Genomic DNA, 17,606 nt, shown 5'->3' on the forward strand with positions numbered 1-17,606 from the left:
GGCGCGCACCTTGTACAGCCGTTATCTGAAACACCCTTTTGGAGACAGCCATGTCCGTGACCACGGAAAACGGCTCCGCAGCGTTCGCTAGAAACGCCGGTGCCGCGCCATCTACACCGCTTGAACCTTCCCGCTTGACCAGCGTCAGCCTCGACGACAAATACACGGCCACTTCCGGCGCCATCTTCCTGTCCGGCATCCAGGCCCTCGTGCGCCTGCCCATGATGCAGCGCCTGCGCGACCAGGCAGCTGGCCTCAACACGGCCGGCTTCATTTCCGGCTACCGCGGCTCGCCGCTGGGCGGCCTCGATGAAAACCTGTGGAAAGCCAAGCAGCAACTGGAAGCACACCACGTGCAGTTCGTGCCCGGCGTCAACGAAGACTTGGCGGCCACGGCCGTCTGGGGTTCGCAGCAGGTCGACCTGATCGGCCCGGCCAAGTACGACGGCGTGTTCGCCATGTGGTACGGCAAGGGCCCGGGCGTGGACCGCTGCGGCGATGTCTTCAAGCACATGAACCATGCTGGCACAGCCAAGCTGGGCGGCGTGCTGCTGGTGGCTGGCGACGACCATGGCGCGTATTCGTCGACCCTGCCGCACCAGTCCGACCATTTGTTCTCGGCCTCGATGATCCCCGTCTTGTATCCATGCAATGTGCAGGAATACCTGGACCTGGGCATCCATGGCTGGGCCATGTCGCGCTTTTCCGGCTGCACGGTGGCCTTCAAGGCGCTGGCCGACACGGTCGAATCGTCGGCTTCCATCGATGCCGACCCGTTCCGCGTGGAAGTGAAGATTCCGCAGGATTTCATCATGCCCGAAGGCGGCCTGAACGCGCGCCTGTCGAGCATCCCGCTGGGCCAGCAAGCGCGCAACCAGGAAGCGCTGATGCAAGATTACAAGATCTATGCGGCCCTGGCCTACGCACGCGAAAACAAACTCAACCACACCACCATCGATAGCCCGAACGCCAAGCTGGGCATCATTGCTTCGGGCAAATCCTACCTGGACGTGCTCGAAGCCCTGGAAGAGCTGGGCATCGACGAGAAGATGGCGGCCGACGTCGGCATGCGCCTGTTCAAGGTGGCCATGCCATGGCCGCTGGAACCGGACAGCGTGCGCGAATTCGCGCAAGGCCTCGATGAAATTTTAGTCGTCGAAGAGAAGCGCCAGATCGTCGAATACCAGCTCAAGGAACAGCTCTACAACTGGCGCGACGACGTGCGCCCGCGCGTGATCGGCAAGTTCGATGAAAAAGGCGAATGGGTGGCGCCGCGCGGCGAATGGCTGCTGACGTCCAAGGCGGACTTTTCCGTCTCGCAGGTGGCGCGTGTCATCGCCAGCCGCATCGCGCGCCTGATTTCCGACCCCGTCACCTGCGACCTGATCAAGGCAAGATTGAGTTTCCTCGATGCCAAGGATGCGGTATTGAAGAAGGCCGTGAATACGCCATTCCGCCCCGCCTTCTACTGCTCGGGCTGCCCGCACAATACCTCGACCAAGGTGCCGGACGGCAGCCTGGCGCTGGCCGGCATCGGCTGCCACGTGATGGCGACCTCGATCTACCCGGAAATGAACAAGCTGACCACGCACATGGGCGGCGAAGGCGCGCCGTGGATAGGCCAAGCCGCGTTCTCGGAATTGCCGCACGTGTTCCAGAACCTGGGCGACGGCACGTATTTCCACTCGGGCTACCTGGCCATCCGCGCCGCGCAAGCGGCCAAGGTGAACATCACCTACAAAATTTTGTACAACGATGCCGTCGCCATGACGGGCGGCCAGCCCGTGGACGGCTTGATCACCGTGCCCATGATGGCGCAACAGGTGGCGGCCGAAGGCATCGCCCGCATCGCGCTGGTCACGGAAGATTTATCGCGCTACAGCGACCGCTCCAACCTGCCCGCCCACGTGACCTTGCACGACCGCAAGGACATGGATGCCGTGCAGCGCGAATTGCGCGAGGTACAAGGCGTGTCCGTGCTGATCTACGACCAGACGTGTGCGGCCGAGAAACGCCGGCGCCGCAAAAAAGGCGAGTACCCGGACGTGGCCAAACGCATGGTCATCAACGACGCCGTCTGCGAAGGCTGCGGCGACTGCGGCGTGCAATCGAACTGCGTGTCGATCTTGCCAAAAGAAACGGAATTTGGCCGTAAGCGCAGCATCGACCAATCCTCGTGCAACAAGGATTACTCGTGCGCCAAGGGCTTTTGCCCCAGCTTCGTCACCGTAGAAGGCGGCAGCCTGAAGAAGACGAAAACAGGCGCCGGCAAGCCGGGCGAGACGGACAACTTCGGCCCGCTGCCGGAGCCTACCCTGCCCGCTTGCGACGCGCCCTACAACATCTTGATTAACGGCATCGGCGGCACGGGCGTCATCACCGTGGGCGCCCTGATGGGCATGGCGGCGCACCTGGAAGGCAAGGGCGCCTCCGTGCTGGACATGACGGGTATGTCGCAAAAGAATGGTTCCGTCACCTCGCACGTGAAAATCGCCGCCTCCCCGGCGCATATCCGCGCCCAGCGCATCGCCACTGGCGAAGCGGACCTGATTTTAGGCTGTGACATGCTGACGGCTGGCGCGCAGGATGCCGTGTCAAAAATGCGTCCGGGCCGCAGCCTGGCCGTCGTCAACCTGCACGAGCAGCCGCCGGGCACGTTTGCGCAAAATGCCGACTGGCAATATCCAACGGCGGAAGTACGCCAGCTGATCGAGGAATCCGTGGGCGGCGCGGACGCGGCCGACTTCATCGACGCCACGAAACTGGCCACGGCGCTGATGGGCGATTCCATCGCCGCCAACCTGTTCATGCTCGGCTACGCCTGGCAAAAGGGCCGCATCCCCTTGACGGAAGCGGCCTTGCTGCGCGCTATCGAACTCAATGGCGTAGGCATCGCGTCGAACAAGAAAAGCTTTTTGTGGGGCCGCCGTGCCGCCGTCGATGTACGCAAGGTGACACAGATCGCCACGCCGTCGCAAGCGATCCTCGTACAAATGCCGCAAAGCCTCGATAGCGTCATCAAGAAACGCGTGGAGTTCCTCACCGCGTATCAACATGCCGCATATGCGGAGGGTTACTTGACCTTGGTCAAACAGGTACGCGACCGCGAAAACACCCTGGGACTGGGCCAGAAGCTGTCGACGGCTGTCGCCAAGAGCTATTTCAAGTTGCTGGCCTACAAGGATGAATACGAAGTGGCGCGCCTGTACACGGATGGCCGTTTCGTGGAGCAATTGCAGCAGCAGTTTGAAGGCAGCTTCTCCGTGAAATTCAACCTGGCGCCGCCGCTGTTCGCGAAAAAAGATGCCAAGGGCCACCTCGTGAAAGCGGAGTTCGGTTCCTGGATGTGGCGCGCCTTCAAGCTGTTGGCGAAAGCAAAAGGCTTGCGCGGTGGCACCTTCGACGTCTTCGGCTACACGGCTGAACGCAAGATGGAACGCGCGCTGATCGTCGAATACCGCGAACTGCTGGCCGGCCTGCTGGCCAACCTGACGGCGGAAAACCTGGCGACCTGCGTGGAACTGGCATCGCTGCCCGACAAAATCCGCGGCTTCGGCCACGTCAAGGAAGCGGCCGTCGCCACGTATCGCCAGGACAAGGCGCGATTGCTGGCGGTGTTGGCCGAGGGAACGAAGCACGCGGCATAAGCGCGTCAGCTGGCCTGGACATCAAAACGCAGCGCCTCGGCGCTGCGTTTTTTTTCATGCGTCGGGACAGCGCCCCACGGTGGCCCCCGGCAACAGCACCGGTTGCCAGATTTCCTGCAGCTTTTCCGGCGGCATGCCGGCCAGCAAGGATTGCAGCATCTCGACCATCTTGGCGCCGGCGCGGCGCAGGTCGGGCTGGGCTATGGTAGTGACGTTGATGCCGATCAAGGTGTCTTCCACACTGCCCCAGACGATGACGGATATTTCCTTGCCGATCTCGATGCCAGCATCCATCAGGGCGCGCACCACGCCCACGCCGGACAAATGGTTGTCGACAATGACGGCGGTGGGACGCGGCGAGCAAGCCAGTAATTGCTGCATGGCCTGGTAACCGCTGCGGCGGTCGAAAGTATTATCGAGAAAATAACGGGGATCGAGCTGCAAGCCACCCTGCGCCATGCAGCGGATAAAACTTTCCTTGCGCTCATAGGCAAAATGCAAATCCAGCGGCGCGCTCAGCAGGGCGATGCGCTGGTGGCCATGCGCCAGCAGGAAGGACAGGGCCAGGTCGATGCCCGTATCGTTGTCGTAGTCAAAATACGCATAGGGCGCGTCGATGCGCGTGCGGCCATTCGCGACAAAAGGAAAACCCACCTTCGTCAGGTAGGCGATACGCTCGTCGACCACCTTGGTGCGGCCCACCACCAGGCCGTCGACCTGGCGCCCGCGCACCATGGTTTCATACGAGGGCTGTTCGTTTTGCGGCGACACGGGGGCGATGATCAGGCTCATCTTTGACGCTTCCACGGCATCGGACATGCCATTCACCACGGAAAGAAAGACGCTGTCGCCCAAGTCGCTGGGCAGCAGGGGATAGATCATGCCCAGCACATTGGTGCGGCCGACGGCCAGGCTGCGCGCCAGCGGGTTGGGCCGGTAGCCGACTTTCTTGGCGGCGGCCAGGACGATTTCACGGGTGCGGGAATTGACTTCCGGATAGCCGTTCAACGCCCTGCTGACTGTCGTTTTCGACATGCCGAGGGCAATTGCGAGGCTCTTGAGATTCATGTTAACTACCTGTCTGTGTGGCAAAAGAAACCAACTCTGACCGTCAATTATAGCCCAGAGCGCCAAGCAGGCCGCACATTACCGTGCACAGACATGGTAGAAAAACAACAATACATTGACTATTTAAAGAGCAACATTTTAAATGTAAATAATTTCCTCTCGGCGCTGCGTACCATCGGCAATAGCATGCAAATCAAGGCTGTAAGCAACAGCGGGTACTCACTTTGAAAAAGACTTTAGCAGCGTCGGCATGCCGCTAGCGCAAGGCCCCGTCTGCACGATAGCATTATCAATAAAACATAATTAGCTGGCACTGTGAGAGAATTTGTCCTACTCTTGATTCAGGTAAAGATTACCTGCAGACATGTCGCGCCCCAAGCCTGCTTTCTTGCTATTCCGCACACGCCTGGGCATACTTTCAAAGGTGAACAATGTGGTCACGCTAACGTCCGTCAACAACTTGCAAGCCTCGCTGGCCACGGCGCAACGCAGGGTTGAACAAGGCCAGAACCAGGTCCGGCGCGACAGCGAACAGCTGGCGCAAAGCCGCCAGTCACTGGCGCGGGAACAGGAATCGTTGAGCCAGACGCAGCGCAGCAGCCAGCAAGCGAAGGCCGAAGCCCCGGCCGCCGTCAAGGCGCCGCTACTGGACCAGGCGATCAAGGTGGCCGTACCGCAGCAGCTCAGCCAGGCGGCGCCAAAAAGCACACCCCAGCTGAATAGCTATGGCCAGGCCTTGGGCCGCCTGATCGATGTAAGGGCTTGATCCATTTTTACCGGGCCATCTCCTCTTCCAGCATGGCCAGCCACCATTTTTTACCCTTCTGCGGCTGCGCCAGGTCGACCGCCTCGCCCATCTGCGGTGTGGCCAGGTTCACGCCCTGCTTCGCCGCCAGTCCGGTGATGCGGTCGAACGGTTCATGCCAGGCATGTAAGCCGAGGTCAAAAGTGCCGTTATGCACGGGCAGCAGCCACTTGCCGCGCAAGTCCAGGTGGGCTTGCAGGGTCTGTTCTGGCTGCATGTGCACGTCCGGCCACAGCTTGTCATACGCACCCGTCTCGATCATGGTCACGTCGAAGGGCCCATATTTGTCGCCGATCTGCTTGAAACCGTCGAAATAGCCGGAATCACCACTGAAAAACACGCGCACGTCCGGTGCGTCGATGACCCACGAGGCCCACAGGGTCTGATTGCCATCAAACAAGCCGCGTCCCGAGAAATGCTGTGATGGTGTCGCCACCAGTTTCACGCCGGCAATTGTAGTGCCTTGCCACCAGTCGAATTGCTGCACCTTGTCCTTGGGCACGCCCCATGTGACCAAAGTATCGCCCACGCCCAGCGGCGTGAGGAAGTGCTCGGTCTTGGCGGCCAGTTGCAACACGGCAGCATGGTCGAGGTGGTCGTAATGATCGTGCGACAGGATGACGGCCTTGATCGGCGGCAAGTCGGCGATGCTGATGGGCGGCTGGTGAAAGCGTTTTGGTCCTGCCCACTGCACCGGCGAGGCGCGCTCGGAAAAAACGGGATCGGTGAGGAAGAATGCATTGTTCAGTTTCAGCAGCAGGGTCGAATGGCCGAGACGGAACAGGCTGTTATCGGGCGCGGCCAGCAGTTGCGCCCGGGTCAAGGCTTGCACGGGAACGGCGGCGGCCGGCATCGTGCTGTCAGGCTTGTCAAACAAGAAGGTCCACAGCAGCTTGAGCGTGGCTGCCTTGCCCAGCTTGTGCATAGTCACGGGATTACGGAACTTGCCTTCGAGGCGTTGTGGCGATTCAGTCGGCGCGGCAGGCGCGGCGCGCAAGGTGCAAGAACTCATGATGATCAGGACTCCCAGAAAGATGAGACGACGTGCGGCTACGTGCAAGTGCATATGTGGCCCAGTAAAAAATGTACAAGGATTTAATTACACTACACAGTGTAGTTCCTATTTCAAGCAAAGTAAACCAGGAGGTGTAAAATATTGTTTTCAAAGGAGATTTCCCGCCATGGCCGCACCGCAACGCCTCACCGACCGCAAGCGCGTCGCCATCGTCGATGCCGCCATCGCCGAGTTCCGCGAGCACGGTTTTGATGCGACCAGCATGGACAGGATCGCCGCCACGGCCGCCGTTTCCAAGCGTACCGTGTACAACCATTTCCCCAGCAAGGACGAACTGTTCGCGGAAATCCTGCAGCGCATGTGGGAAAGCAGCGTGGCCCAGCCCGCCGTACCCTACGTTGCCGACCGGCCGTTGCGCCCGCAGGTGCTGGCCCTGGTCGAGCAAAAAATGGTCTTGCTGTGCGACGCGGCATTCATCGACCTGGCGCGCGTGATCTTTGGCGAAACCATCCACTCGCCCGAACGCGCGCAAGCCATGGTGGCGCGCCTGAATGAAAAGGAAACGGGCTTGAATATCTGGATCCGCGCAGCGCAGCAAGATGGGCGCATCAAGGCGGGCGAGACGCTGGAAGTGGCGCACCTGCTGATGTCGCCACTGAAGACCTTTGCCTTCTGGCCGCAGGTCACCCTCGGTGAGCCGCTGCTGGGTCCGACACGCCGACGCGAAGTGACGGAGCTGGCCGTCGATATCTTCCTGTGCTACTACGGCGTGACAAAACACACGGCATAAACGGGCAGCAAGTGGGCAGACAGCGTCTGCCAATGCTCGCCCTCATCGCCGGAATACCAGGCGCCGCCCGTGGTCGAGGCCATCAGCAGACTGCGCCCGTCGTCGGCCAGCGCCAGCCCGTGGCGGCAGACCAGGTCGTAGCAATGCTGCTGCGGCAATCCCTCGCGCAAGACCTCGAACGTTTTCCCGCCATCGCGCGTGCGCGTCATGGCCAGCGCGCCGTCCTGCGGAATGCGCAACACGTCCGACTGCGCCGGCACGAACCAGGCCGTGTCGCCATCGCGCGGATGCACGGCCACGGCAAAGCCGAAATGCGACAGCGGCGCCGTGCTCACTTCCTGCCAGTGCCAGCCGGCATTGCGCGAACGCCAGATGCCGTTATGGTGCTGGCACCACAGCGCGTCCGGCGCGCCGGCGCTGCGCACGATGCGGTGCGGGTCTTGCACGGCCTCGTTTTCATCGAGCTCGGGCGGCATGTAATCGGCGCGCATGCCCGTCGCGCTCAAGCCCCAGCTGGCGCCGCCATCGACCGTTTGCCAGACGCCGCCGCAAGACATGCCGACCAGCACCTTGCTGCTGTCGCGCGGGTCGACGCAAATGCTGTGGATGCCGGGCACGTCGTAGCCGCCGCCAAACCACTGCGCCCGCTGCGGCACGTTCCACAAGGATTCCACCAGCTGCCAGCTGTCGCCGCGGTCGCCAGAGACCAGATTTGCCGCAAGGTCCAGTCCACGCTATCGCTGCTGTCCTCGGGCTTGGCCGGATAGGCGGGCACGGCGATCTCTTGCCATGTCGAACTATCCCGCTCAAGGCGGTGCAGCTTGGCGCCAAAGTGGCCCAGATTCAGGGCTGCGTACAGGGTGCCGTCGCGGCCATCGTGCAGCAGCATGGAGACCGGGTCGCCGGCGAATTGCACCAGCGCCAGCTGCCAGGCGCCGGCCGCATCGACATCGAACTGGAACAGCCCCTTGCGGGTGCCGAGATACGCGCGCTGCGCCATGCCTGCTCCCATGATTAACCTCCGGAAAGTGCCTGCAAGATATACACCTGACTGTCGGGCCGCAAGACGTCGTCGAGTTCGCGCCGCTCGCGGCAGCGCGCGCCATCGATGAAGATCAGCACATTGGGACGCAGCGCACCCTGCTCGTCGAGCACATAGCCACGCAGGCGCGGCTGCTGGACAAACGCGCTTTCCAAGGCGGCGCGCAGACGTGGCGCGGCCACCTCCACGGTGGGAACGTCGAGGAAACGTGATAATTGTTGAGTAAAATGCAAGTGCGCCATGTTGCCTTCGACGTCATCGGCCTGGACTCATTCTAGTCCGCTTTGCCAGCGATACAATGGCGCATGGCCTAAAATAGGGTCGAGCACACAAGGAGGCCAGGCATGACGATTACCCCGGAAGAACTAGCGGTGCTGATGCAGGAAGTGGAAGTGGCCGATCCCATCGATTTTGCCGACCTGCCCTTCAACGAGCAGGAATTGCGCGGGCTGATCGCCAACCACCTGTGCGAGATGGCCGACGCCATGGAAAGTTTCAGCCCGGAAGACCGCAACCTGGCCTTGCTGGCCGTGGCGGCCAAGCTGGTGCTGGAAAACCTGGTGCTGCACGTACAGTTGCTGCGCCGTCACGGCTTGCCCGTGAGCGACAGCGTGGACGCGCTGCTGCAGCGGCTCAAGGGCGGCAAGCTGTCCTGAGTCAGACACGCACGGCGCGCGCCTGCACGGTAAGATCGCTTTCGGCCACGGCCACGCAGGGCAGGATGTAGCCGTCGAGCCGTTCATCGGGGCTGATGCCGGGCCAGTCCACCGTGTAGCGTATCTTTCCTTCTGGCATGTGGCACAGGCAGGTACGGCAGGTGCCGTTGCGGCAGGAGCTGAGCAGGCGGATGCCTGCCAGCTCGGCGGCGGCCAGCACGGTAGTGCCGGCCTCGGCCGTGAATTGCCAGTCTTGAGGGACGATAGTGATGGTAAAGGGCGCGCTCATGCGCCCAGTTTAACAGTCCGCCAAGGTGGTCCAGCTGGCGCCCGCCGCATGACTGCGCAGCACGGCCTCGGCAAAGGCCAGGCCCGCCACGCCATCGGCCACCGTGGGCAGCCAGCGCGCCGCTTCCGGTATCGGTGCCCCCGCCTGCAGGGCGCGGATACGCAAGGCGGCATCCAGATACAGCTGGGCAAAAGCTTCCAGATAGCCTTCCGGATGGCCGGCCGGCACGCGCGTGGCGTGGCGCGCGGCCGCACTGTCGACCCGGCCCGGGCGCAGCAGTTGGCGGTTGCCACCCTGCGGCGTATACCACAGTGCATTCGGCTGTTCCTGGTCAAAGTCCAGTTGCGCCTTGCTGCCGAACAGGCGCAGACGCACCGTGTTTTCGCAACCGGTCGCCACCTGGCTGGCCCACAGGGTTCCCTTGGCGCCATTCGAATAGCGCAGCATCACCTGCACATGGTCGTCCAGGGTGCGATTCGGAACAAAAGTCGACAGTTCCGCCAGCACGGCGTGCGGCGTGAGTCCGCTAACGAATTGCGCCAGGTGATATGCGTGCAAGCCCACGTCAAGCAGGGTGCCGCCGGGGCCGGCCTTGTGCGGGTCGTTATGCCAGTTGCCCTCGTTCATGCCGCCAGCCGCGATGGCATCGGCCAGCCAGTCCTGCGAATACTCGACTTGCACGAGGCGCAGCTCGCCGATCTCGCCCGCCTCGACCATGGCTTTCGCATGGCGCAGCAAGGGGTAGCCGCTGTAGGTATGCGTGAGCGCAAACAGCAGATTTTTCTGCTGCGCCAGCGCCGCCAGCGCCTGGCCTTGCGCCAGAGAGATGCCCAGCGGCTTGTCGCAAATCACGTGGATGCCCGCTTCCAGGAACGCCGTCGCGACGGGTGCATGCAAGTGATTCGGCGTGACGATGGCCACCGCCTCGATGCCGTCCGCCCTGGCAGCCTCCGCCTGCGCCATGGCGCGGTAATCGCTGTAGCAGCGCCCTGGCGCCAGGTGCAGCGCGGCGCCGCTGTCGCGCGCACGCAGCGGATCGGACGACAGGGCGCCCGCCACCAGTTCATACTGGTCATCGATGCGCGCCGCAATACGGTGCACGGCGCCGATGAATGCGCCCTGCCCGCCCCCTACCATGCCCAGCCGTAAGCGTCGCTGCATGTCGTTTCCTTATTTCAAGCCAAGCAAGTGATGGATTTGATCCTGATCAACCACACTGGCGGCGAAATCGTCGAACGCCCGTTCGGCCACGTGGATGATGTGCTCGCGAATGAAGCGGGCCCCTTCGGCCGCGCCATCTTGCGGGTGTTTCAGACAGCATTCCCACTCCAGCACGGCCCAGCCCGGAAAATCGTATTGCGCCATCTTCGAAAAGATCGCCTTGAAATCGATCTGCCCATCGCCCAGCGAGCGGAAGCGCCCGGCCCGGTCTTGCCAGTCGCCATAGCCGCCATACACGCCCTGGCGCCCGTTGGGCCGAAATTCCGCATCTTTTACATGGAAGGCCTTGATGCGCGCGTGATAAATGTCGATGAAGGCCAGGTAATCGAGCTGCTGCAGCACGAAGTGGCTGGGGTCATACAGGATGGAGGCGCGCGGGTGATCGTTGACGGCGGCCAGGAAGCGCTCGAACGTCACGCCGTCATGCAAGTCCTCGCCCGGATGCAATTCATAGCAGAGGTCCACGCCGGCCGCATCGAAGGCGTCGAGGATGGGCAGCCAGCGTTTGGCCAATTCCGCGAATGCCGTTTCCACCAGGCCGGCGGGGCGTTGCGGCCACGGGTACAGGTAGGGCCAGGCCAGCGCGCCTGAAAACGTCACGTGCGCCTGCAAACCCAGGCGCTGCGAGGCGCTTGCCGCCCACAGCAGTTGCTGCGTGGCCCAGGCCGTGCGGGCAGCGGGATCGCCACGCACGTGCTCGGGCGCAAAGCCATCGAACAGGGTGTCGTAGGCGGGATGCACGGCGATCAGCTGGCCTTGCAAATGCGTCGACAATTCGCTCACTTGCAAGCCGTGGCGCGCCAGCAAGGCCACCACGTCGTCGCAATACTGCTGGCTGTTGGCCGCCTGCTCCAGGTCGAACAAGCGCGGCGCCGTGGGCAGTTGCAAGCCCTTGTAGCCCAGGCCGGCCGCCCATTGCGCCAGGTGCTCAAGCGAGTCGAACGGCGGTTCATCGCCGAGAAACTGGGCCAGGAAAATGGCCGGGCCCTGAAGGGTTTTCATATCAATGTCCTGTTGGCTGAAAGCCGGGGTCAGACCCGCCGGGTCTGACCCCATAATTTAAAAAGGCGAGTTCGGAAAGTAGAACTGCTTGGCGTTCTCGCGCGTAATCAGCACCGAGGGGATGATCGTATTGGCTGGCAATTTATCCCCTTTCAGGCGCGCTTCCGTCGTCAGCTTGATGGCGTCGTACATGAACTTGGGCGAGTAAGACACGTCGGCCACGATCAGCGGGTCGGAGCCATCCATGATTTTCTTGACGGCACCCTTCGCGCCCGCGCCGCCGAATACTTGCTTGATGTCCGTGCGCTTGGCTTGTGCGATGGCTTTTTGCACGCCGATGGCCATGTCGTCATCGGCGGCCCATACGGCGTCGATGTGCTTGAAGCGGGTCAGATAATCCTGCATCACCTTGAAGGCATCGTCGCGGTTCCAGTTGCCGTACTTGGCATCGAGAACCTTGATCTCGGGATGGCCCTTCATCACGGCGGAAAACGCGTCGTAGCGCTCGTTGTCCAGCGTGGTCGGCATGCCGCGCAGCACGACGATATTGCCCTTGCCGTTCAGGCTTTTCGCCAGATACTCGGCCGGCAGCTTGCCAAACGCCGTATTGTCGCCGGCGATGTAGGCATCCTGCGACTGCGTGTTCGTCAAGCCCCGGTCCACCACGGTGACATACACGCCCTTGTTTTTCACTTGCGCCACGGGCTGCGTCAGCGAGGCCGACTCGATGGGGAAGATCACCAGGGTGTTGATCTTGTTCACCGTCAACATGTCCTGCAACTGGTTCGCCTGCTCGGGCGCCGTGGCGGCCGTCTTGACGATGATTTTCAGTCCCGGATGGGCTTTTTCCAGCTCCGCCTTGGCCTGGTTCGCCCACCACACGATGCCCGACGTAAAACTGTGCGTCGCCGTGGGAATGGCCACGCCGACGACGAGCTTGTCAGCGGCCTGCGCCTGCGCACTCGGCAGCGCCCACGCCTGCATCACCAGCACTGCCATCCCTGCTACCCCTGCTACCCGTTTAAAGCTCTTCATGCTGCTCTCCTCCAAGGTTGTGGGCGCCCGTTGGCAGCCCTTTCAGAACGCCGCTGTGTTTTTATTTGCGGCCTCGCTGCAGGAAGGCGACGGCGATGATCACCACGCCTTGCACTGCGGCATTCAGGTAGACACTGATGATGCTGGTCAAATTCAGGATATTGCTGATCACGGAGAGCAGGATGGCGCCGATCACTGTACCGACGATGCGGCCCTCGCCGCCCTTCAGGGCCGTGCCGCCCACCACGACGGCGGCGATCGCTTCCAGTTCCCACAGCAAGCCCGTCGTCGGCGTGGCCGAGCCCAGGCGCGGCACGTAGAGCACCGTGGCGATGCCCACGCACACGCCCAGCAACATGTAAGTGGCGATTTTGACCTTGTCGACATTGATGGCCGCATAGCGCGCCACTTGCTCATTGGAACCAATCGCCTGCACATGGCGGCCAAAGGTCGTGCGGTTGAGGATGATGGCGCCGGCCGCCGCGACAAACAGGAAGATCCAGATCGGAATCGGCGCGCCCAGCACGCTGGTGTAATACACGGGGCTGTACAGCTCGGACAGGGTGGCGTCCAGGGTCAGGGCGCCGCCATCGGCCAGGTAGGTCAATACGGCGCGGAAGATGCCAAGCGTTCCCAGTGTGACGATGAACGGTTCGATATTGCCCTTGCTGATCAACAGCCCATGCATCAGGCCAAAGCCGGCGCCCAACACCAGCGCCATGGCGATGCCCAGCACCAGCATGGTGATGGGCGCCAGGTTGCCGCCTGCGCCTTGCGCCAGCGCATTCATGAAATAAATCATGCAACCGGCGATCAGGGCCGCCATCGAGCCGACGGACAGATCGATGCCACCGGAAATGATGACAAAAGTCATGCCCACGGCGATGATGCCGATGAAGGCCGTGCGCGTGAGCACATTCATCAGGTTGTCCACGGTGGCGAAGTCGCCGTTGAGCAAGGTGCCCGCGATGCACAGAGATAACAAGCCCAGCACGGGGCCAAAGCCCTTGATGCGCGCGCCGAAGCTGGCAACGGCGGCGGCGATAGGCGATACGGTGGTGTCAGTGCGTGCCGGTTGCATGGGCAATCAACTCCTCTTCGGTCAGGTGGTCAGCAGACAGGGTGGCTTGCAAGGTGCCGGCGCGCATCACCGCCACGCGGTGGCACAGGCCGATCAATTCAATCAGTTCCGATGAAATGACGATCACGGCGCGCCCTTCGGCGGCCAGGCGGTGGATCAAAAAATAAATGTCGCGCTTGGCGCCCACATCCACGCCACGGCTCGGCTCATCGAGCACGACGACACGCGGGTCCGAATGCAGGTATTTGGCCAGCGCCAGCTTTTGCTGGTTGCCGCCGGACAGCATGCGCGCCCGGCTGTCGAGGTCGCCCGTGCGGATATTGAAGTCAAGCACGGCCTTGGCCAGCGCCGCTTTTTCCCTGGCGACATCGAGCCAGGGCCGCGCATAGCGCTGCATCGTCATCATGGTGAGGTTTTCGCGCAGCCCCAGGTTCACGTGCAAGCCCTTGCCCTTGCGGTCTTCGCTCAGGTAGGTCATGCCGTGCTGCATGGCTTGCTTGGGTGTGCGGATGTCCACGGGCTGGCCATTGATCTCGATCAATCCGGCGCTGCGCTGGCGCAAGCCCAGCAAGGCCTCGAACGATTCCGTGCGCCCCGCGCCCACCAGGCCCGCAAAACCCAGCACTTCACCGGCGCGCACCTCGAACGACAGGTTTGTCGACCAGCCGGGCACGTACAGGCCGTCCACTTTCAGTAGCACCGGCGCGTCTGGCACCAGCGGCACTTTCGCCGGGAACATGTCCGACAATTCGCGCCCCACCATCAAATTGGCCATCTGCTGGCGCGTCAGGCTGGCCGTCGGCTCGCGCGTGACGAAACGCCCGTCGCGCATGACGATGACTTCGTCCGTGTTGCGCTCCACTTCGTCGAGCTTGTGGGAAATATACAAAATCGTGACACCATCCGCTTTCAACTGGGCCATGACGGCGAACAAGCGCTGGGTTTCCGAAGACGTCAGGGTGGCGGTCGGTTCATCCATGATCAGGAAGCGTGCGCGGCGCGACAGGGCCTTGGCGATTTCCACCAGTTGTTTCTCGGCCACGATCAGGTCACGGATTTTCGTCTCGGGAGACACGTCCAGGCCCACCTGCTTCAGGTAGCGCGACGCTTCTTCGCGCATGGCCGCCTCATCTAACAGCCAGCCGCGCGTTTTTTCGTGGCCGAGGAACATGTTTTGTGCCACCGTCAGGTGCTCGGCCAGGTTGAATTCCTGGTGGATCAGCACGATACCGGCAGACTCCGCCGCACGCGAACTGCTGAAATGCCGTGGCTGGCCATCGATCAGCAACTGCCCTGCACTCACGCTCTCGTAGCCGGCGAGGATTTTCATCAGGGTCGACTTGCCGGCGCCATTTTCGCCCAGCAAGCCATACACGCGACCGGGCGACAAGGTGAAACTGACGCCATGCAAGACGCGCACGGGGCCAAAATCCTTGCACACCCCTTCAAAACCGATGGCAACGCTCACTATGCACTCCCTCGCAAAATTAATCGGTGTTGCAGCAGCACGCCCGGCACCTGTGCTGCCGGGTCCGCCAAACGCAGCAGCAACAAGCGCGCCGCCGTCTCGCCCAGTTCGCGCATCGGCTGCGCGATGGTGGTGAGACCGGGCGCGATCTGCGCGGCGATGGCGATATCGTCGAAGCCGATGACAGCCACGTCTTGCGGCACGCGCTTGTGCAACTGGCGCAACGCGCTCAGCACGCCAATGGCCAGGGTGTCGGAAACGGCAAAGATGGCCGTCGGTGCATCGGGCTGCGCCATCATCCGCAACGTGGCGGCCGTGCCCGCTTCATAGTCGAGGCTTTGCACCGTGTGCACCCATTGCGGCTGCACGGGCAGGCCGGCGGCGGCCAGGGTGTCCAGGTAGCCTTGCTGGCGTTGCCGCGCGTACAGATAGCGCTCGTCGGAGTTGATCAGGCCGATGCGCGTATGGCCGCGCGACAGCAGATGCGCGACGGCGTCAGAGGCGGCGCGGTGATTGTCGATGCCGACATAGGGCACCGCCACGGCGGGATCGAATTCGCAGCACGCCACCCACGGCAGGCTGACGGATTCATGCGACAGGGCATGCTGCACCGTATCCGGGTCCAGGCAGATGGCGCCATCGGCGCGGTGCATGCGCAGCAAGTCGAAGTAGGAACGCTCGCGCCCCGCATCGGCGCCCGTGTCGCACAGCAGCACGAAATAGCCATGCTCGCGCGCCACCGTGTCGATGCCGCGCACGATCTGCGCATAAAACGGGTTACCCACGTCGGGCACCATGGTCAGCAGCATGCGGCTCTCGGCCGTGCGCAGGCTGCGCGCCAAATGGTTCATGCGGTAGCCGAGCGCCGCCACGGAGGCCAGCACCTTGTCGCGCGTGGGCGCCCGCACTCCTGCCTGCTCATTCATCACGCGCGAGACGGTGGCCACCGACACCCCCGCATGCGCGGCAACGGCGCTGATGGAAACGGTTTCTGTCGGCAAGGAAGAAGGAAAGGCTGGCGGCATGGGGCTTAGAGATAAAATGTAATCGATTACATTTATAAGCCAGTCAGGCGTGCCATGCAAACATTATCGATGCTGCAATGCGCAAAAAACAGGCAGGGTAGTGGCCAAAAACGGCCCTGCACGGGCCGTCCTCAAGGCCTATTTCCAGGACGGGACGCGCGTTTGCTGCACGGCAAAACCGGCGCGCACGGCGGCAAGGGCCGCCACCCACAGGATCAGCAAGACGCTGACACCGGCAATCGGCAGCAGCGCCAGTGTGGCGGCAGGGTCGGATTGCGACAGTGTCATGGTGGCAAGTGCGTGGAACGCGAATCGATAGACGATTATCATGCCATAACAATGACTGCTTCCATCATCAGTTAGCTGCGCCTGGCGCCTGGCGCCGCCGGAAGCGCATGTGCCAATTCACCTCCCACTGGATGCCCCCGTCGGCAGACATTGATTGTTCCCAACACGGCGTATCGGTAGCGATATCGCGCCAGGTGTAGCGTACGCGGATCGGCCGTCCCTCCAGCATATCGTCGCCTTCGAAGATACCGACGCCTGCGGCAAAGCTGCCCACCACGGGAGGCTGCAACTGGCCACGGGCATCGAGCCCGCCCGTGTGATTGTCCAGCCAATAGATACTCCAGCATTGCGTTTGCGGATTGAACAAGCGCAGGGACAAGCCGACAAAATCGGGGCGCCAGCTAGCCGCGATAAAGTCATCGTAGTTGCCTATGCCCCCGGGCAAGGCCTGATTGCATTGGGTGGCACTGAAGGTTTCCCATTCCTGGCTATCCTGCAAGCGCCGCGTGAGGCGACAATTGTCCACGTCCCAATGGCCCAGCAGAAAATCAAAGTCATTGATGCCGCTCAAACGCTGTTGCTCCTGAAATTGATGCATTTTTCCTCCTCCATGGCAGTAGTGGCTATGATAGGCAGCGCGGCCCACTGGCACCATGCAAGGCCGAAAGAAATTCCGTGCAAACGGGAACAGGTTTGAAGTTTTTATGGAGTCTTTGCCTTGAATGTTGATCTTGATGCCCACGACCGGAAGATTCTCGCCCTGCTGCAGGAAAACTCCCGCTTCAGCTACTCGGAAATCGGCCGCCGCATCCACCTGACGTCGCCTGCCGTGGCCGAGCGCGTCAAGCGCCTGGAAGAAGCGGGCGTCATCGGCAACTTCTCGGTACAGATCAACCTGCGCGCCCTTGGCTACAGCTTCGAAGCCTTCGTCAATATCACGGTGGAATCGCATGACGCGCTCGACGCCTGGGCGGCAGCACGGCCCGAGGTGCTGGCCCTGCATGCCACCACGGGCAACCATTGCGCGCTGCTGCGCCTTGCGCTGACCAGCCCCGAACATTTGCAAGCCTGCCTGAAGTCGCTGGGGAAAATCGGCAAGACCAGTACGTCGATGGTGCTGTCCTCGCAGTGGGAGCAGCGCCCCCGCCTGCCGGCGGACCAGCTAGGCTAAACG

At 62.2% G+C, this 17,606-nt stretch carries 17 protein-coding genes and 1 pseudogene; 5 read left to right on the forward strand and 13 right to left on the reverse strand.

Annotated features, from left to right (window positions below):
* Positions 1-50: 50 nt before the first annotated feature.
* Positions 51-3,647, forward strand: coding sequence for an indolepyruvate ferredoxin oxidoreductase family protein (locus K0F85_RS25150; protein WP_219118591.1), 3,597 nt, complete (start codon positions 51-53; stop codon positions 3,645-3,647).
* A gap of 54 nt (positions 3,648-3,701) precedes the next feature.
* On the opposite strand, the gene K0F85_RS25155 is transcribed toward K0F85_RS25150, so the two are convergent.
* Positions 3,702-4,715, reverse strand: a complete 1,014-nt coding sequence (locus K0F85_RS25155) for a substrate-binding domain-containing protein (protein WP_219118592.1) — start codon at positions 4,713-4,715, stop codon at positions 3,702-3,704.
* Between the two features lie 433 nt (positions 4,716-5,148).
* Between K0F85_RS25155 and K0F85_RS25160 the strand changes: the two genes are divergently transcribed.
* Positions 5,149-5,481, forward strand: a complete 333-nt coding sequence (locus K0F85_RS25160) for a hypothetical protein (RefSeq protein WP_219118593.1) — start codon at positions 5,149-5,151, stop codon at positions 5,479-5,481.
* Between the two features lie 7 nt (positions 5,482-5,488).
* Here K0F85_RS25160 and K0F85_RS25165 read toward each other — a convergent pair whose 3' ends face one another.
* Positions 5,489-6,532: an MBL fold metallo-hydrolase gene (locus tag K0F85_RS25165; RefSeq protein WP_219118594.1), complete on the reverse strand. Its 1,044-nt coding sequence runs from the start codon at positions 6,530-6,532 to the stop codon at positions 5,489-5,491.
* A gap of 169 nt (positions 6,533-6,701) precedes the next feature.
* Between K0F85_RS25165 and K0F85_RS25170 the strand changes: the two genes are divergently transcribed.
* The gene (locus K0F85_RS25170) at positions 6,702-7,325 is read left to right on the forward strand and encodes a TetR/AcrR family transcriptional regulator (RefSeq protein ID WP_219118595.1); all 624 of its coding nucleotides are present in this window, start codon (positions 6,702-6,704) and stop codon (positions 7,323-7,325) included.
* On the opposite strand, the pseudogene K0F85_RS25175 reads toward K0F85_RS25170, so the two are convergent.
* Positions 7,298-8,325 (reverse strand): annotated as a pseudogene (locus K0F85_RS25175) (WD40/YVTN/BNR-like repeat-containing protein). The gene K0F85_RS25170 and the pseudogene K0F85_RS25175 overlap by 28 nt on opposite strands.
* Before the next feature lie 14 nt (positions 8,326-8,339).
* Positions 8,340-8,609 carry a MoaD/ThiS family protein gene (locus K0F85_RS25180; RefSeq protein WP_219118596.1) on the reverse strand — a complete coding sequence of 90 codons (270 nt, stop codon included), beginning with the start codon at positions 8,607-8,609 and terminating at the stop codon, positions 8,340-8,342.
* A 102-nt stretch (positions 8,610-8,711) separates the two neighbouring features.
* Here K0F85_RS25180 and K0F85_RS25185 point away from each other — a divergent pair, with 102 nt between their 5' ends.
* Positions 8,712-9,023: a hypothetical protein gene (locus K0F85_RS25185; RefSeq protein ID WP_219118597.1), complete on the forward strand. Its 312-nt coding sequence runs from the start codon at positions 8,712-8,714 to the stop codon at positions 9,021-9,023.
* Position 9,024: 1 nt separating this feature from the next.
* On the opposite strand, the gene K0F85_RS25190 is transcribed toward K0F85_RS25185, so the two are convergent.
* From K0F85_RS25190 to K0F85_RS25230, 9 genes are all read right to left on the reverse strand, one after another.
* The gene (locus K0F85_RS25190; RefSeq protein ID WP_219118598.1) at positions 9,025-9,312 is read right to left on the reverse strand and encodes a 2Fe-2S iron-sulfur cluster-binding protein; all 288 of its coding nucleotides are present in this window, start codon (positions 9,310-9,312) and stop codon (positions 9,025-9,027) included.
* A 9-nt stretch (positions 9,313-9,321) separates the two neighbouring features.
* On the reverse strand, positions 9,322-10,473 hold the full coding sequence (locus tag K0F85_RS25195; RefSeq protein WP_257638160.1) for a Gfo/Idh/MocA family protein: 1,152 nt from the start codon (positions 10,471-10,473) through the stop codon (positions 9,322-9,324).
* 9 nt (positions 10,474-10,482) lie between these two features.
* On the reverse strand, positions 10,483-11,535 hold the full coding sequence (locus K0F85_RS25200) for a sugar phosphate isomerase/epimerase (RefSeq protein ID WP_219118599.1): 1,053 nt from the start codon (positions 11,533-11,535) through the stop codon (positions 10,483-10,485).
* Positions 11,536-11,592: 57 nt separating this feature from the next.
* Positions 11,593-12,519: a substrate-binding domain-containing protein gene (locus tag K0F85_RS25205; protein WP_374198822.1), complete on the reverse strand. Its 927-nt coding sequence runs from the start codon at positions 12,517-12,519 to the stop codon at positions 11,593-11,595.
* Between the two features lie 112 nt (positions 12,520-12,631).
* Complete coding sequence (locus tag K0F85_RS25210; protein WP_219118601.1) at positions 12,632-13,651, reverse strand: ABC transporter permease; 1,020 nt, start codon at positions 13,649-13,651, stop codon at positions 12,632-12,634.
* Positions 13,632-15,119 (reverse strand): sugar ABC transporter ATP-binding protein, encoded by a 1,488-nt coding sequence (locus tag K0F85_RS25215; protein ID WP_219118602.1) that lies wholly within the window; start codon positions 15,117-15,119, stop codon positions 13,632-13,634. Before K0F85_RS25215 ends, K0F85_RS25210 begins: the two co-directional genes overlap by 20 nt.
* Entirely contained in the window at positions 15,119-16,144 is a 1,026-nt protein-coding gene (locus K0F85_RS25220) for a LacI family DNA-binding transcriptional regulator (RefSeq protein ID WP_219118603.1), read from the reverse strand. The genes K0F85_RS25215 and K0F85_RS25220 overlap by 1 nt, the downstream gene beginning before the upstream one ends.
* Positions 16,145-16,282: 138 nt before the next feature.
* The gene (locus K0F85_RS25225; RefSeq protein ID WP_219118604.1) at positions 16,283-16,432 is read right to left on the reverse strand and encodes a hypothetical protein; all 150 of its coding nucleotides are present in this window, start codon (positions 16,430-16,432) and stop codon (positions 16,283-16,285) included.
* A gap of 67 nt (positions 16,433-16,499) precedes the next feature.
* Positions 16,500-17,030 (reverse strand): hypothetical protein, encoded by a 531-nt coding sequence (locus K0F85_RS25230; protein ID WP_219118605.1) that lies wholly within the window; start codon positions 17,028-17,030, stop codon positions 16,500-16,502.
* 120 nt (positions 17,031-17,150) lie between these two features.
* On the opposite strand from K0F85_RS25230, the gene K0F85_RS25235 reads away from it, so the two are divergent.
* Positions 17,151-17,603, forward strand: a complete 453-nt coding sequence (locus K0F85_RS25235; protein WP_219118606.1) for an Lrp/AsnC family transcriptional regulator — start codon at positions 17,151-17,153, stop codon at positions 17,601-17,603.
* Positions 17,604-17,606 lie beyond the last annotated feature (3 nt).

This window comes from Janthinobacterium sp. UMAB-56 (assembly GCF_900095265.1).
Taxonomy (GTDB): Bacteria; Pseudomonadota; Gammaproteobacteria; order Burkholderiales; family Burkholderiaceae_D; genus Janthinobacterium.

Coding starts and splice junctions, on each gene's coding strand:
- K0F85_RS25230 (WP_219118605.1), bottom strand. CDS start 17,030: ATGCATCAATTTCAGGAGCAACAGCGTTTGAGCGGCATCAATGACTTT.
- K0F85_RS25150 (WP_219118591.1), top strand. CDS start 51: ATGTCCGTGACCACGGAAAACGGCTCCGCAGCGTTCGCTAGAAACGCC.
- K0F85_RS25155 (WP_219118592.1), bottom strand. CDS start 4,715: ATGAATCTCAAGAGCCTCGCAATTGCCCTCGGCATGTCGAAAACGACA.
- K0F85_RS25195 (WP_257638160.1), bottom strand. CDS start 10,473: ATGCAGCGACGCTTACGGCTGGGCATGGTAGGGGGCGGGCAGGGCGCA.
- K0F85_RS25170 (WP_219118595.1), top strand. CDS start 6,702: ATGGCCGCACCGCAACGCCTCACCGACCGCAAGCGCGTCGCCATCGTC.
- K0F85_RS25190 (WP_219118598.1), bottom strand. CDS start 9,312: ATGAGCGCGCCCTTTACCATCACTATCGTCCCTCAAGACTGGCAATTC.
- K0F85_RS25200 (WP_219118599.1), bottom strand. CDS start 11,535: ATGAAAACCCTTCAGGGCCCGGCCATTTTCCTGGCCCAGTTTCTCGGC.
- K0F85_RS25180 (WP_219118596.1), bottom strand. CDS start 8,609: ATGGCGCACTTGCATTTTACTCAACAATTATCACGTTTCCTCGACGTT.
- K0F85_RS25210 (WP_219118601.1), bottom strand. CDS start 13,651: ATGCAACCGGCACGCACTGACACCACCGTATCGCCTATCGCCGCCGCC.
- K0F85_RS25185 (WP_219118597.1), top strand. CDS start 8,712: ATGACGATTACCCCGGAAGAACTAGCGGTGCTGATGCAGGAAGTGGAA.
- K0F85_RS25165 (WP_219118594.1), bottom strand. CDS start 6,532: ATGAGTTCTTGCACCTTGCGCGCCGCGCCTGCCGCGCCGACTGAATCG.
- K0F85_RS25225 (WP_219118604.1), bottom strand. CDS start 16,432: ATGACACTGTCGCAATCCGACCCTGCCGCCACACTGGCGCTGCTGCCG.
- K0F85_RS25205 (WP_374198822.1), bottom strand. CDS start 12,519: ATGCAGGCGTGGGCGCTGCCGAGTGCGCAGGCGCAGGCCGCTGACAAG.
- K0F85_RS25220 (WP_219118603.1), bottom strand. CDS start 16,144: ATGCCGCCAGCCTTTCCTTCTTCCTTGCCGACAGAAACCGTTTCCATC.